The organism is Mesorhizobium sp. P2_D5 (assembly GCF_056404355.1).
Window position 1 is genome coordinate 236,715 of the sequence record NZ_JBFUEE010000007.1, and the last position, 13,339, is coordinate 250,053.

13 protein-coding genes are annotated in these 13,339 nt (G+C 64.3%); 8 read left to right on the forward strand and 5 right to left on the reverse strand.

Features of this window, described 5'->3' with window-relative positions; genetic code table 11:
• Positions 1–32: 32 nt before the first annotated feature.
• Positions 33–677, reverse strand: a complete 645-nt coding sequence (locus AC1DYW_RS27185) for a cysteine hydrolase family protein (RefSeq protein WP_477228241.1) — start codon at positions 675–677, stop codon at positions 33–35.
• Between the two features lie 127 nt (positions 678–804).
• Between AC1DYW_RS27185 and AC1DYW_RS27190 the strand changes: the two genes are divergently transcribed.
• On the forward strand, positions 805–1,800 hold the full coding sequence (locus tag AC1DYW_RS27190; protein ID WP_477228242.1) for a GlxA family transcriptional regulator: 996 nt from the start codon (positions 805–807) through the stop codon (positions 1,798–1,800).
• A gap of 61 nt (positions 1,801–1,861) precedes the next feature.
• Here the strand turns inward: AC1DYW_RS27190 and AC1DYW_RS27195 are convergent, their stop codons facing one another.
• Both AC1DYW_RS27195 and AC1DYW_RS27200 read right to left on the reverse strand, forming a co-directional pair.
• A complete protein-coding gene (locus AC1DYW_RS27195) occupies positions 1,862–2,446 on the reverse strand; it encodes a cytochrome b/b6 domain-containing protein (RefSeq protein ID WP_477228243.1) in 585 nt (194 codons plus the stop codon).
• Between the two features lie 5 nt (positions 2,447–2,451).
• Positions 2,452–2,718: a PepSY domain-containing protein gene (locus tag AC1DYW_RS27200; RefSeq protein ID WP_457151368.1), complete on the reverse strand. Its 267-nt coding sequence runs from the start codon at positions 2,716–2,718 to the stop codon at positions 2,452–2,454.
• A 166-nt stretch (positions 2,719–2,884) separates the two neighbouring features.
• Between AC1DYW_RS27200 and AC1DYW_RS27205 the strand changes: the two genes are divergently transcribed.
• Together AC1DYW_RS27205 and AC1DYW_RS27210 are read left to right on the forward strand one after the other, a co-directional pair.
• Positions 2,885–3,544, forward strand: coding sequence for a response regulator (locus AC1DYW_RS27205; protein WP_477228244.1), 660 nt, complete (start codon positions 2,885–2,887; stop codon positions 3,542–3,544).
• Positions 3,541–4,893: an ATP-binding protein gene (locus AC1DYW_RS27210; protein WP_477228245.1), complete on the forward strand. Its 1,353-nt coding sequence runs from the start codon at positions 3,541–3,543 to the stop codon at positions 4,891–4,893. Before AC1DYW_RS27205 ends, AC1DYW_RS27210 begins: the two co-directional genes overlap by 4 nt.
• A 142-nt stretch (positions 4,894–5,035) precedes the next feature.
• Here the strand turns inward: AC1DYW_RS27210 and AC1DYW_RS27215 are convergent, their stop codons facing one another.
• Positions 5,036–5,593: a sugar O-acetyltransferase gene (locus tag AC1DYW_RS27215; protein WP_477228246.1), complete on the reverse strand. Its 558-nt coding sequence runs from the start codon at positions 5,591–5,593 to the stop codon at positions 5,036–5,038.
• 184 nt (positions 5,594–5,777) lie between these two features.
• Between AC1DYW_RS27215 and AC1DYW_RS27220 the strand changes: the two genes are divergently transcribed.
• The 4 genes from AC1DYW_RS27220 (at position 5,778) to AC1DYW_RS27235 (ending at position 10,056) form a co-directional block, all read left to right on the forward strand.
• Positions 5,778–6,239 (forward strand): DUF4126 domain-containing protein, encoded by a 462-nt coding sequence (locus tag AC1DYW_RS27220; protein ID WP_477228247.1) that lies wholly within the window; start codon positions 5,778–5,780, stop codon positions 6,237–6,239.
• Complete coding sequence (locus AC1DYW_RS27225) at positions 6,236–7,612, forward strand: FAD-containing oxidoreductase (protein ID WP_477228248.1); 1,377 nt, start codon at positions 6,236–6,238, stop codon at positions 7,610–7,612. The genes AC1DYW_RS27220 and AC1DYW_RS27225 overlap by 4 nt, the downstream gene beginning before the upstream one ends.
• A gap of 120 nt (positions 7,613–7,732) precedes the next feature.
• On the forward strand, positions 7,733–8,911 hold the full coding sequence (locus AC1DYW_RS27230) for an MFS transporter (RefSeq protein WP_477228249.1): 1,179 nt from the start codon (positions 7,733–7,735) through the stop codon (positions 8,909–8,911).
• An 89-nt stretch (positions 8,912–9,000) separates the two neighbouring features.
• The gene (locus tag AC1DYW_RS27235; protein WP_477228250.1) at positions 9,001–10,056 is read left to right on the forward strand and encodes a peptidase M14; all 1,056 of its coding nucleotides are present in this window, start codon (positions 9,001–9,003) and stop codon (positions 10,054–10,056) included.
• A 1-nt stretch (position 10,057) separates the two neighbouring features.
• Here the strand turns inward: AC1DYW_RS27235 and AC1DYW_RS27240 are convergent, their stop codons facing one another.
• Positions 10,058–10,828, reverse strand: a complete 771-nt coding sequence (locus AC1DYW_RS27240) for an isocitrate lyase/PEP mutase family protein (protein ID WP_477228251.1) — start codon at positions 10,826–10,828, stop codon at positions 10,058–10,060.
• 319 nt (positions 10,829–11,147) lie between these two features.
• On the opposite strand from AC1DYW_RS27240, the gene AC1DYW_RS27245 reads away from it, so the two are divergent.
• Entirely contained in the window at positions 11,148–13,337 is a 2,190-nt protein-coding gene (locus AC1DYW_RS27245) for an anthranilate synthase (RefSeq protein WP_477228252.1), read from the forward strand.
• The last annotated feature ends 2 nt before the right edge of the window (positions 13,338–13,339 follow it).

The following is a 13,339-nucleotide window of genomic DNA, read 5'->3' on the forward strand; positions in this document are numbered from 1 at the left end:
CCGCCCTTTCTGCTTTCCGAGGACAAACCTGGCTACGCGGCGCTGCGCGCTAGCGCCCGTTGGTTGGAGGCATAGATCGTATCGCGCTCGGGCAGCGTGCCGGTCTTCAGGCATTCGATCCATTCGGCGGTCTTGAGCACCGCCGCGAAGCGCGACTGCAGGATGATCGTCACCACGCGGTGGATCTCTTCGGCCGAGGCATAGCCGGCGCTGTTGGCGTAGGGCAGCGATCCGGTCGCGTCGGACAGGAACTCGACGGCGAAGCCCATATGCACGGCGTGGATGATGGTCGACAGATCGCAATTGTGCGTCATGTAGCCGACGACAGTAATCGTATCGATGGCGTTGGCGCGCAGCCAGTCTTCGAGATCGGTGCCGGTGAAAGCGCTTGGCATGGTCTTTTCGACGTAGTGGTCGCGGCTTCGCCTCGCTATCTCGGGATGCAGTTCGGCGCCATGGCTGCCCTTGGCGAAAACTGGCGATGTCTCGGGAGCCAGTTGCTTGATTACCACCACCTTGACGCCAGCCGCGGCGGCCGCGTCCATGGCGCGTGCCACATTGACGACGCTGTCGCGGAACGGCGGATGCTGGATGGCGAGATTGCCGCCATCATAATCGTTCTGGACGTCGACGACGACAAGCGCGCGACGTGGCGTGGCGTTGGCTGGGTCAGACATGGTGTTTTCCTTTCCGGCTTTAATGCGATGGGTCGAAAATAGGCGACACACCAAGCGGTTGAAAGTGTCCCGATTGACATCATTCGAAAGAATTGGGACAATCCGCATCCACTCGCCGGAAGCCCCCATGACCGACCCGATCATCGCCGTCCTTGCCTTCGACGGCATCAGCCCGTTCCATCTCTCCGTGCCATGCCTGGTGTTCGGCGAGGACAGGACATCTCTTGGCCTGCCGCGCTTCGAGTTCCGCATCTGCGCGGTCAAGGCCGGCCCGATCCACACCGAAGCCGGACTGACGGTTGCCGTGCCGCATGGGCTCGAAGGGCTCGACGGCGCCGACATCGTCATCATCCCGAGCTGGCATCGTCTTGGCGAGGCGCCAGCGCCAGTGTTGATGGAGGCGCTGCGCAGAGCACACGAGCATGGCGCATTGATTGTCGGCCTGTGTCTGGGGACCTTCGCCATCGCTGCGGCCGGACTGCTTTCAGGCCGCCGTGCCGCGACGCACTGGGCCTATTCCGAGCGGCTGCAAAAACTCCATCCCGACATCGCGGTCGATGCCACGGTGCTCTATGTCGACAATGGCGATGTCGTGACCTCGGCCGGCGTCGCGGCTGGCCTCGACTGCTGTCTCCACATCGTGCGCGCCCGCTATGGGGCGGAAGCCGCACTCCGGCTCGCCCGCCAGATTGTGCTTTCGCCGCACCGGCAAGGCGGGCAGGCGCAATTCATCGAGCATCCAGTCGCAAAAGGCGCTGACGCCGATCGGTTCACCCAGGCGCTTGACGCGGTTCGCGCGACGGTTGGCGAGACGCACAACCTAGACCGCGTCGCCGAGGCCGCCGGCCTGACCCGCCGCACCTTCACCCGCCGCTTTCAGAAATCGATCGGCACCAGTTTCGGCGAATGGCTGACCAGCCAGCGGATCGAACTGGCGCAGCGGTTGCTGGAAGCGACGGAGAAATCGATGGACATGGTGGCCTTCGAGGTCGGCTTCGGCAGCGCCACGTCGCTGCGCCAGCATTTTTCGGCACGGCTCAAGACGTCACCGGCGCAATACCGTCGCGAGTTCTCGAGGCGAGCCGATCAGGACGAACCAGTGCCGCACGCGCCGCCTTCCTGAAAAAGAACGGCCAAAGGCGCCGCATCACTGCGGCGCCTTTGGTATTCCCTGATCCAGGCCGTCAGGCGACGTCTCCCGGCGATGGCGCGCGCTTGCGGCCGGTGAGCATGGCGCGAACCAGATTCTCACGATGGCGCAGGCTGGCCAGCAGCACGCCGCCGACATGAAGCCCGACGAGCACGAGAATTCCATTGCCTAGGATCTTGTGCGTGTCCTCCACCCAGGCCACGCCCCACCAGGTATCAGTGGTCTGCATCCAGCCGGTAAGCGCAATTCCCGCCACGCAGGTCAGAAGCGCCAGCACCATGGCGCCGCCGGCAGGGTTGTGGCCGAGATGACGCTTTTCGCGACCCTGCGCCACATCGGCTATGTACAGGCTCACCGTGCGCGGCCCACGCACGAACTGACGGAAGCGTGTGTGACCCGATCCCGCCAGCCCTGCGATCAGCCGCGAGGCTATCAAGACCCCCGCGCTGTAACCGGCCAGTTCATGCAGCTTCATGACTTCTCCCGAGGAAAGCCAGGCCACCGCAACGCACAGGACCAGCGACCAATGAAAGAGGCGGACGTAGGAACTCCAGACCCTGACCGAGCCTTCTCGTGTCGACTCGACCGAGGCTTCTCGTGTCGATGCGGTGGCGTTCATGGCGATCAACCGTCGTCGGAATCGGCGCCGACCGACTCGAGCGTCTTGGGATTGAACACGGCTTCCAGCTTCTTGCCATTGGCATCGAGTGCCTTGGCTTCGTAGCAGCCGTTCTCGGTCTTGATGCTGCGCACCTTCCAGCCTTCGCTTTCAAGCTTCTTCTGCAGCGCCTCGCGTGGTTGCCACTGGTCGGTCGGCACATCGCATTTGTCGGCGGCGAAAGCCGGTCCGGCAACAGCCATCACCAGCGCGGTCATGATCAAGGTCTTCATCTTGTTTTCTCCATCGGCCAATTCCGATGTCGCGAAACCTGACCGTGAAACCTGACAGCAGCCTGAACGCGTATCGTATCGCTCAAAAGCCGCAGTTGGCTTTCGTTCAGGTTCCTGTCAGCCTTGTTCCGCATGGAGGTGGCGTGTTGCTGAACACGGAGGCAAGGTGCGCGTTCTACTGATCGAAGACGACCCCGTGCTGGGCGAGGCGGTGCGCGATCATATCGCCGCCGACGGTCATGCCGTGGACTGGAGCACGACACTTGGCGATGCCGGCGATCACCTTCATGTCGTCTCCTATGAACTCGTCCTGCTCGATCTCCATCTGCCGGACGGCAGGGGGCTCGAATTCCTGAAGACGCTGCGCCGCGAAGGCACCGATACGCCGGTCATCATCCTGACCGCGCGCGACCAGCTCTCCGACCGGATAGAGGGGCTGAATTCCGGGGCAGACGACTATCTGGTCAAGCCGTTCGATCTCGGCGAGTTGTCCGCGCGCCTCGCCGCGGTCGCGCGGCGCTATGCGGGAAACCCAAATCCCCTGGTTCGGCTCGGGCCAGTCGAAATCGACCAAGCCGCCCGCCGGGTTGTCGTGGACGGCAGGGAGGCCATGCTGACGTCCCGCGAATGGGCGGTGCTCGAGCAGTTCTTGCGCCGGCCCGGCATGACCGTGGGCAAGAACCAGATCGAGGATGCGCTCTATGCCTTCGGGGCGGAGATCGAAAGCAACACGGTCGAAGTCTATGTCAGCCGCCTGCGCAAGAAGATCGGGCGCGAGGCCCTCACGACCGTAAGGGGGCTGGGCTACCGTCTGGCGTTCCCATGAGGCTCTTCGACAGCCTTGCCGGTCGTCTCGTTGCCTCGCTGATCCTGGTCACGGTCGCCTTCGGCCTGGTCGCCGCGGTCACGGGAAGCATCACTCTGCATCGTGAAATCAACGAAGCCATGGACAATTCGATGCAGGAAGCGGCCCGCCGGCTGCTGCCGCTGGTCATCGACGATCTTTTCGGGCGCGAGGTTTCGCAATCGCCCCGCAGGCTGGCAGAGGCCGTCTCGGACGATATAGGCGGTCGCCTCATCTTCCAGGTGCGGGACGGCAGTGGCCGTGTTCTCCTGCACTCCTACAATGCTCCCGCGGAGCCGCTCACGGCTGAACTCGCGCAGGGCTTTTCGGAGGCCGCCGGATGGCGCATCTACACCGAGCCCGCGGTTGGCGGCACGATCTTCATCCAGGTCGCCGAGCTCGATGCACGGCGCAACGAGGAAACCTTCGAAGCAGCCACCGGTTTCCTGATACCGATGGTCATCCTGATCCCGCTGAGCGCACTTGTCGCGTGGCTGACCCTGGCGCGTTTCCTGAGGCCGATTGCAACATTGCGCGGCGAGATCAGCGCCCGTCACGGCGACAACCTCGCTGCGATCCGAACCACCGAACTGCCTTCCGAACTCGCCGCCATTGCCAAGTCGGTCAACAGCCTGATGCGGCGCCTGCACATGGCGCTTGAGGCGGAAAAAGAATTCACCGCGAATGCCGCGCATGAATTGCGCACGCCGATTGCCGGCGCACTGGCACAGACGGAGCGGCTGATCGCGGAAGCTCCGGACGACGCGGCAAGAAAACGTCCACGCCAGATCAAGGCAGCGCTGTCCAATCTCGCCGGCCTGTCCGAAAAGTTGATGCAGCTGGCGCGCGCCGACGCCGGAGTGGCCGCCGCCGGCAAGCCTGCCGACCTTGCCGCGGTCGCGGCACTGGTGGTCGAAGACTTCGAACAGCACAGCGAAAACAAGGGCCGCCTTCGCCTCGAAACGCCGGTGAAAGGCAAGGCGCTGGCCGCGATCGACACGGATGCGCTGGCCATCGTCCTGCGCAACCTTATCGAGAATGCCTTGCGGCATGGTCCCGAAGGCGGAGAGGTTGTCGTGCGGATCGACGAAGACGCCCGACTTAGCGTGATCAACCAAGGTCCGGTGGTTCCAGCCCCAGGCAGCCTGATCAAACGGTTCGAGCGCGGCGCAACGCGCGCCGAGGGATCGGGCCTCGGGTTGGCGATCGTCAGCCGGATCCTGCAACAGATCGATGCGACGCTGGTTCTGAACTCACCGGCATCCGGGCGGCAAGACGGGTTCGAAGCGACGATCCGGTTTCCAGGCTTAGAGCACAACTCGAAGAGATAGAGCATGATGTCGTCCGAAAACCGCTTCACACATTTCGGCATCATTCCAGGAAAAGTGTGAAACGGTTTTCCGTCCGGAATTGCGTCAAAACAAAGAGATAGAGCGGTTCGGCGTTTCCATGAAACGGTGAACCGCTCTAGCGTCAGCCGCGCTTGACCGCCCGCGCCGGATTGCCGACAACCGTGGTGTTCGCGGCGACGTCGCGCGTCACCACCGTGCCGGCGCCGACGATGGCGCCCTCGCCGATGCTGACTCCGCCAAGGATGATCGCGCTGCCGCCGATCCATGCATTGGCGCCGATCTCGACAGGCCTCGCGATTTCCAGCCCCGCTTGCCGTCCGGCGGTCTCCTTGTGGTGCTCGGCGCAATAGATCTGCACATTGGGGCCGAGCAGCGTTCCTCTGCCGATGCGCACGCTTGCCGTGTCGAGAATGGTGCAGCCAGCGTTGAGAAAGGCGGCATCGCCGAGAAAGATGTTGAAGCCGTAGGCGCAGTGGAACGGCGCCTCGATGCGGGCGCCTTCGCCCACGCCGCCGAGCAATGCCTTCAAGCCCGGCCCGAGGTTTCCGCGCTGCCGGGGTGGCAGGCAATTGTGCTCGAACACCGCGTCGCGCGCCATGACGCGCAAGGCCTCCAGTTCGTCATCCAGGCAGGTGTACCATTCGCCGGCCGCCATCTTGGCGCGCTCGCTTCCAGCCATGACGGTGTCCTCCCTTTGGCATCCCCGCCAAAGCACAAATGCCGCGGACGGAAAAGTCCCAGCTTCTGCCAATTCCGGGCGCAAAATCCATTCCGATTTTTCGAAGTCATGTCTGGTCAAAGGCCAAGCCTATGCTAGCCTGCTCTTGCTGGGCTGTCCTGGCCCGGCCATGAGGGGATCAATCATGCTGTATATTCTCGCACTTCTGATCGGCGTCATTGCCGGCCTTCGCGCGATGACCGCGCCGGCCGCCGTCGCCTGGGGGGCTTATCTCGGCTGGCTGCCGGTCGCCGCCACCTGGGCCAGCTTCATGAGCCACTGGGCGGCTGTCGGCATCTTCACCATCCTGGCCATCGTCGAACTGGTGACTGACCAGCTCCCATCGACGCCGAGCCGTAAAGTGCCGCAGCAATTCGGCGCCCGCATCGTCATGGGCGCCTTTACCGGCGCTGTCATCGGCGCCACCGGCGGTTCCACCATCGGCGGCCTGATCGCCGGCGCCATCGGCGCCGTCATCGGCACGCTGGGCGGCGCCGAAGTGCGCGGCCGGCTGGCAGCCGCCTTCGGCAAGGACCCGCCCGCCGCCTTCGTCGAGGACGCGGTGGCGATCATCGGCGGCCTGCTGATCGTGGCGGCGGTGGCATGACGGCAAAGACCTTCGACGCCATTATCATCGGCGCCGGACAGGCCGGCCCGTCGCTGGCCAGCCGGCTGAATGCCGCCGGCATGAGCGTGGCGCTGATCGAGCGCAAGCTGGTCGGCGGCACCTGCGTCAACACCGGCTGCATGCCGACCAAGACCATGGTCGCCAGCGCCTATGCCGCGCATCTGGCGCGGCGGGCCGCCGATTACGGCGTCACGCTCAGCGGCCCCGTCGGCGTCGATTACAAGGCGATCAAGACGCGCAAGGACAAGGTGTCGAACGACGCCCGCATCGGGCTCGAAACCTGGATCGCCGGCATGGACAAATGCACGCTCTATCGCGGCCATGCGCGTTTCGAATCCGCCAACACCGTGCGCGTCGGGGACGACCTTTTGACCGCCGAAAAAATCTTCCTCAACACCGGTGGCCGCGCCTCGGTGCCCGACCTGCCCGGCATCCACGATATCGACTATCTGACCAACTCCTCGATGATGGATCTCGACGTGCTGCCGCGCCATCTCGTCGTCGTCGGCGGCAGCTACATCTCGCTCGAATTCGCACAGATGTTCCGACGCTTCGGCAGCGACGTCACGGTGATCGAGAAGTCTCCCAGGCTGACCGGCCGCGAGGACGAGGATGTTTCCGACGCCATCCTTTCCATCCTCGAAAACGAAGGCATTACGGTCCATCTCGGTGCCGACGACATCGCCTTCGCCAAACAAGGCAACGACACTGCCGTGACCTTCTCCGCCGGCAAACCGCCGGCGGTCGGCTCGCATGTGCTGCTGGCTCTGGGACGCGTGCCCAACACCGACGATCTCGGCCTCGACAGAGCAGGCGTCGAGGTGGACAAGCGCGGCTTCGTCACCGTCGACGACCAGCTGCGCACCAGCGTGCCCGGCATCTGGGCGATGGGCGATTGCAACGGCAAGGGCGCCTTCACTCACACGTCCTACAACGACTACGAGATCGTCGCCGCCAACCTGCTCGACAATGATCCGCGCAAAGTCAGCGACCGCATCGAGGCCTATGCGCTCTACATCGACCCGCCGCTCGGCCGCTGCGGCATGACCGAGGCCGCGGTGAAGAAATCCGGTCGCCGGGCGCTGGTCGGCCAGCGGCCGATGACCCGCGTCGGACGCGCTGTCGAAAAGGGCGAGACGCAGGGCTTCATGAAGATCCTCGTCGATGCCGACACCAGGGAGATCCTCGGCTGTTCGGTGCTTGGTCCCGGCGGCGACGAGGCGGTGCATTGCGTGCTCGACCTGATGTACGCCAAGGCGCCCGTCGACACGCTGGCGCGCGCGGTGCACATCCACCCGAATGTCTCGGAACTGCTGCCCACCATCGCCCAGGAGCTGAAGCCGCTGGTGTGAGACACTCACGCTCACGCTCAGCTCTGGACTTTATGCATTGCTGCGTTGCAGCAATGCATATTGCGCGGAACAGGGCTACGCGTTCAATCTGAATTTGAACCGATTCAGTCTGGACGCCCCATGCCGTTGCCGATCCTTGCGCTTGCCATTGCGTCCTTCTGCATCGGCACCACCGAATTCGTCATCATGGGCCTGCTGCCGGAGGTCGCCGCCGACCTCGGCGTGTCCATCCCTTCGGCTGGCCTGCTGGTCACCGGCTATGCGCTGGGCGTCGTCTTCGGCGCGCCAATCGTGGCGATGGCCACCGCGCATTTGCCGCGCAAGCCGGTGCTGGTTGGCCTCGCCGCGCTGTTCGTCGTCGGCAATCTGTTCTGCGCCATCGCGCCCAACTACTGGATGCTGATGGCCGCGCGCGTCTTCACCGCCTTCGGCCACGGCGCCTTCTTCGGTATCGGTTCGGTCGTTGCTGCGAGCCTTGTGCCGCGCAACAAGCGCGCCAGCGCCATCGCGCTGATGTTCGCCGGGCTGACGCTGGCCAACATCCTTGGCGTTCCCGCCGGCACCGCCCTGGGCGAAGCCTTCGGCTGGCGCGCCACCTTCCTCGCCGTGGTCGGCATCGGCCTGATCTCGGTCGCTTGCATCGCCTGGCTGGTGCCATCCGACGTCGCTGAACCGAGCGGTGGCGGCCTGCGCGGCGAGCTACGCGTGCTGGGCAAGCTGCAGGTCTGGCTGGCGATGCTGATCGCCGCCCTTGCCTCGGCCAGCCTGTTTGCCGTCTTCACCTACATAAAACCCTTTCTGACCGACGTGTCAGGCCTATCCACTTCCGCCGTCACCTGGGTGCTGCTGCTGTTCGGCGCCGGCATGACCATCGGCAACATCATCGGCGGCCGGCTCGCCGACTGGAAATTGATGCCGACGGTCATCGGCACGCTGCTGTTGCTGGCGTTGCTGTTTGTCGGCTTCATGCAGTTCGGCGCCATAGCCGGCGTTGCCATCGGCATCGTTTTCCTGTGGGGCCTGCTCATCTTCGTCGTCGTGCCGCCGCTGCAGATCCGCGTCGTCGAGGCGGCCTCCGAAGGGCCGAACCTTGCCGCCACGCTGAACCAGGGCGCCTTCAATGTCGGCAATGCCAGCGGCGCCTGGATCGGCGGCGTGGCCCTTTCCGCAGGTGTTTCCTATGCCAATCTGCCGCTGGTCGGCGCGGCATTGGCGCTGCTGGCGGTCATCGTCGCGGTGCTGTCGCAGACACTGGACAGGCGTGCGCCTGCCGTCCCGCTTCAGGCTGCCGCGGAATAACCGCTTGCGCCCATAGCGCGGCAAGCTGGACCAATCGACATCGGCGCCTTCAAATGGGCATGTCTTGTCGCTCTTGATGGAGGAAAGTCATGCAGAAATCGATCGAGCGCATCGCCGGCGAAAGCGAAGGTGTTACCTACGAATTTCCGCTGTTCCGGTTTGCTGGAACCGGCAAGGCCGCTCCGTCAGCCTATCTGCAGGCGGCACTCCACGCCGGCGAGTTGCCGGGCGTCGTCGCCATCGACGCGCTGATGCCGATGCTGGCCAAGGCCGAGGCCGAAGGCCGCATCAAGGGCAACATCACCGTCGTGCCCTGGGCCAACCCGATCGGCCGCGCCCAATATCATTTCGGCGAGCATCAAGGCCGCTTCCATCTCGGCACCCGCACCAACTTCAATCGCGGCTTTCCGTTGCTTGCCGCGCCCAACGCAGCACTCTTGCCCAACACCACGCTTGGCTCCGTCGACCAGCGATTGAAGACCCGGCTGGTGCAGCTTTCGCTTGGCCACGACATCGTGCTCGACCTCCATTGCGACGACGAGGGCCTCGCCTATCTCTATGTCCATACCAGCCTGTGGCCGGCGATGGCCGACTGTGCCGCCGCCATGGGCGTCGATGCGGTGATGCTGTGGAGCGAAGACACAGACGGTACGTTCGAGGGCGCCTCGATCATGCCCTACCAGAACGTTCCCGATGACATGGCCAAACTCGACCGTCGCGTCGCCACCACGGTCGAATATCGCGGCATCCTCGACGTCGACGGCACGTTGGCCGCCGCCGACGCCGAAGGTCTCTACCGGCTGCTGGTGGCGCGCGGCGTGATCTCCGACACCGCCCTGCCCGCACCCGGTCCTTTCACCGGTGTCGTCGCACCGCTGGAAAATATCGAGATGATGCCCGCGCCCCGGGCGGGCGCCGTGCTTTATGACGTGAAGCCCGGCGACCGCGTCGCCAAGGGCGCTCGCCTCGCCACCATCGTCCATGCACCGGGTGAAACCGATGGCCGCACCGAAGTTTTGGCACCGCAGGATGGCATCATCCTCACCCGCCGCTCGCGCCGCATCATCCGTGCCGGCGAAGACTTGTTGAAGCTGGTCGGCGACAGCAAGAGCGCCGACGCCAGGTCGGGGACACTGGAGGACTGAATTAGCCCGAAATAGCCAGCCGCGCCTTCGCCTCCAGCCATTCGGCCATCTGCCGGTAAGGCACCGGCCCGTGGCTGATGCGGGCGACGCCGAGTTCCGCCAGCCGCTGGCGCGGCGGCACATGCGCCAGCGCAATGATGTTGACCGGCAACGCGATTGCCTTGCAGAGCGCCTCGATCAGGCTCTCATCGCCAAGGCCCGGCGCAAAGAAGCCGTTCGCTCCGGCCCTTTCATAGGCGTGTGCTCGTTCGATCGCCTGGTCGAGCAGCGCCTTGTCGTGCGTATCCGGTTTGGCCTTGAGGAAGATGTCGGTTCGGGCGTTGAGGAATGCCGGGATACCCGAGGCCTTGACCGCAGCGGCGGCGGCTTCGATCCGCTTCACCTGTAGCGCGATGTCGTGCAGGCCGGTGCCGCCGACGATCTGGTCCTCGAAATTGAAGCCGATGGCGCCGGCCTGCACGGCACGCGTCACGGTGCGGGCGACGGTTTCCGGTTCAATGCCGTAGCCGCCCTCGAGATCCATGGTCACCGGCAGGTCGACCGCCCCTACGATGCGCCTGATGTTGTCGAGCGCCAGCTCCAGCGGGATCTTCTCGCCATCGGCATACCCGAACGCGGCCGCCACCGGCCAGCTTCCCGTGGCGATCGCCTTGGCCCCTGCTTTCTCGACAATCTTGGCCGAGCCCGGGTCCCAGGCATTGTAGAGGACGATCGGGTTTCCCCTGGCGTGGAGGGAATGGAATGCGCGCGCACGCTCAATCTGCTCGGTCATTGCTGTTTTCCCATGTTTCTGCGGTTGGACATCCAGCCTAAGCAGGACCGCCGGCTCTGGCGATGTGCCATGAGCCGCAGAAGCGGCGGCCACCGAGCAGAATTTTCAAACCTGTTGCGCATCCGGTTTTTCGCAGCTATGGATTTCGCCATGAACATGCGTTCGACCAAGACCATTTGGTGGTGGGCCTGCTGACAGCGGCCTGTTCGAACGCGTGCGCGTGAAAATAGAGGGTGGCCGCAACGGAATGTCCGGGCGGCCATTTGTTTTTTCAAGCCATTCCCGGGTCCGTTGCCCCAAGAAGCTGATGGAGACGGCAATGACGATGAAGGTTCTGGAAAACGGGGCGGAAAGTTTCGTGACCGCGGGTGGCATCACCATCACCCGCGAGCGCCACGACCAGCCCTATGCGGGCGCCATCGACGCCTACGTCGACGGGCTGAACGCTCGCCGCGGCGCGGTGTTTTCCTCGAATTACGAATATCCCGGCCGCTACACGCGCTGGGACACCGCCATCATCGATCCGCCGCTTGTCATTTCGGCGCGTGGCCGCACTGTCCGCATCGAGGCGCTGAACGGTCGTGGCGAGGCGCTGTTGCCGGTCATCGGCAAGACGCTTGGCAGCCTGACCGATGTCGCCATCGCCGAGAACTCGAAGAAACTGATCCGCCTCGACGTCGCCAAACCCGGCCGTGTCTTCACCGAGGAGGAGCGCAGCCGCGTCCCCTCGGTGTTCACCGTGCTGCGCGCCATCACCGCTCTGTTCAAGACCGAGGAAGACGCCAATCTCGGCCTCTACGGCGCCTTCGGCTACGACCTCGCCTTCCAGTTCGACCCGGTCGACTACAAGCTCGAGCGCAAGCAGAGCCAGCGCGACCTCGTCCTGTTCCTGCCCGACGAGATCCTGGTCGTCGACCATTACTCGGCCAAGGCCTGGACTGACCGCTACGACTATTCGGGCGATGGGTTTTCGACGGAAGGCCTGCCGCGCGATGAAATCGCCGAGCCGTTCAAGACCGCCGACCGCATCCCGCCGCGCGGTGACCATGAACCGGGCGAATACGCCAATCTGGTTCGCAAGGCCATGGATTCGTTCAAGCGCGGCGATCTGTTCGAGGTCGTGCCCGGCCAGATGTTCTACGAGCGCTGCGAGACGCAGCCGTCCGAGATTTCGCGCAAGCTGAAGTCGATCAACCCCTCGCCCTATTCCTTCTTCATCAATCTGGGCGAAGGCGAATATCTGATCGGCGCCTCCCCGGAAATGTTCGTGCGTGTCAACGGCCGCCGTGTCGAGACCTGCCCGATCTCGGGCACCATCAAGCGCGGCGACGACGCCATTTCCGACTCAGAGCAGATCCTGAAGCTGCTCAACTCCAAGAAGGACGAATCCGAACTCACCATGTGCTCGGACGTCGACCGCAACGACAAGTCACGGGTCTGCGAGCCGGGCTCGGTGCGCGTCATCGGCCGCCGCCAGATCGAGATGTATTCGCGCCTTATCCACACCGTGGATCACATCGAGGGACGGCTGCGCGAAGGCATGGATGCCTTCGACGCCTTCCTGTCGCATGCCTGGGCGGTCACCGTCACCGGCGCGCCGAAACTGTGGGCCATGCGCTTCATCGAGCAGAACGAGAAGAGCCCGCGCGCCTGGTATGGCGGCGCGATCGGCATGGTCAATTTCAACGGCGACATGAACACCGGCCTCACCCTGCGTACCATCCGCATCAAGGACGGCATTGCCGAGGTCCGCGCCGGTGCCACATTGCTCTTCGACAGCATTCCCGAGGAAGAAGAAGCCGAAACCGAACTGAAGGCATCCGCCATGCTCTCCGCCATCCGCGACGCCAAGACAGGCAACTCCGCCAGCACCGAACGCACCACCGCCCGCGTCGGCGACGGCGTCAACATCCTGCTCGTCGACCACGAGGACAGCTTCGTCCACACGCTGGCCAATTATTTCCGCCAGACCGGCGCCAACGTCTCGACCGTACGCACGCCGGTGCCGGAGGAAGTCTTCGACCGGCTGAAGCCCGACCTCGTCGTGCTGTCGCCCGGCCCCGGCACGCCGAAGGATTTCGACTGCGCCGCCACCATCAAGAAGGCGCGCGCCCGCGAATTGCCGATTTTCGGCGTCTGCCTTGGCCTGCAGGCACTGGCCGAAGCCTATGGCGGCGAGCTCAGGCAACTGCATGTCCCGATGCACGGCAAGCCGTCGCGCATCCGCGTCTCGAAGCCGGGCATCATCTTCTCCGGCCTGCCCAAGGAAGTCACCGTCGGCCGCTATCACTCGATCTTCGCCGATCCGGTGCGCCTGCCCGATGACTTCATCGTCACGGCCGAGACCGAGGACGGCGTCATCATGGCCTTCGAACATCGCAAGGAACCAATCGCCGCGGTGCAGTTCCACCCGGAATCGATCATGACGCTCGGCCACAATGCCGGCATGCGGATCATCGAGAACATCGTTGCCCACCTGCCGCGCAAGGCCAAGGAAAAGGCCGCCTGACG

Bases quoted from the DNA above. Each gene is read 5' to 3' on its own strand.
- AC1DYW_RS27220 (WP_477228247.1), top strand. From the start codon at position 5,778: ATGCTGTATATTCTCGCACTTCTGATCGGCGTCATTGCCGGCCTTCGC.
- AC1DYW_RS27235 (WP_477228250.1), top strand. From the start codon at position 9,001: ATGCAGAAATCGATCGAGCGCATCGCCGGCGAAAGCGAAGGTGTTACC.
- AC1DYW_RS27195 (WP_477228243.1), bottom strand. From the start codon at position 2,446: ATGAACGCCACCGCATCGACACGAGAAGCCTCGGTCGAGTCGACACGA.
- AC1DYW_RS27230 (WP_477228249.1), top strand. From the start codon at position 7,733: ATGCCGTTGCCGATCCTTGCGCTTGCCATTGCGTCCTTCTGCATCGGC.
- AC1DYW_RS27225 (WP_477228248.1), top strand. From the start codon at position 6,236: ATGACGGCAAAGACCTTCGACGCCATTATCATCGGCGCCGGACAGGCC.
- AC1DYW_RS27240 (WP_477228251.1), bottom strand. From the start codon at position 10,828: ATGACCGAGCAGATTGAGCGTGCGCGCGCATTCCATTCCCTCCACGCC.
- AC1DYW_RS27215 (WP_477228246.1), bottom strand. From the start codon at position 5,593: ATGGCTGGAAGCGAGCGCGCCAAGATGGCGGCCGGCGAATGGTACACC.
- AC1DYW_RS27190 (WP_477228242.1), top strand. From the start codon at position 805: ATGACCGACCCGATCATCGCCGTCCTTGCCTTCGACGGCATCAGCCCG.
- AC1DYW_RS27200 (WP_457151368.1), bottom strand. From the start codon at position 2,718: ATGAAGACCTTGATCATGACCGCGCTGGTGATGGCTGTTGCCGGACCG.
- AC1DYW_RS27185 (WP_477228241.1), bottom strand. From the start codon at position 677: ATGTCTGACCCAGCCAACGCCACGCCACGTCGCGCGCTTGTCGTCGTC.
- AC1DYW_RS27210 (WP_477228245.1), top strand. From the start codon at position 3,541: ATGAGGCTCTTCGACAGCCTTGCCGGTCGTCTCGTTGCCTCGCTGATC.
- AC1DYW_RS27245 (WP_477228252.1), top strand. From the start codon at position 11,148: ATGACGATGAAGGTTCTGGAAAACGGGGCGGAAAGTTTCGTGACCGCG.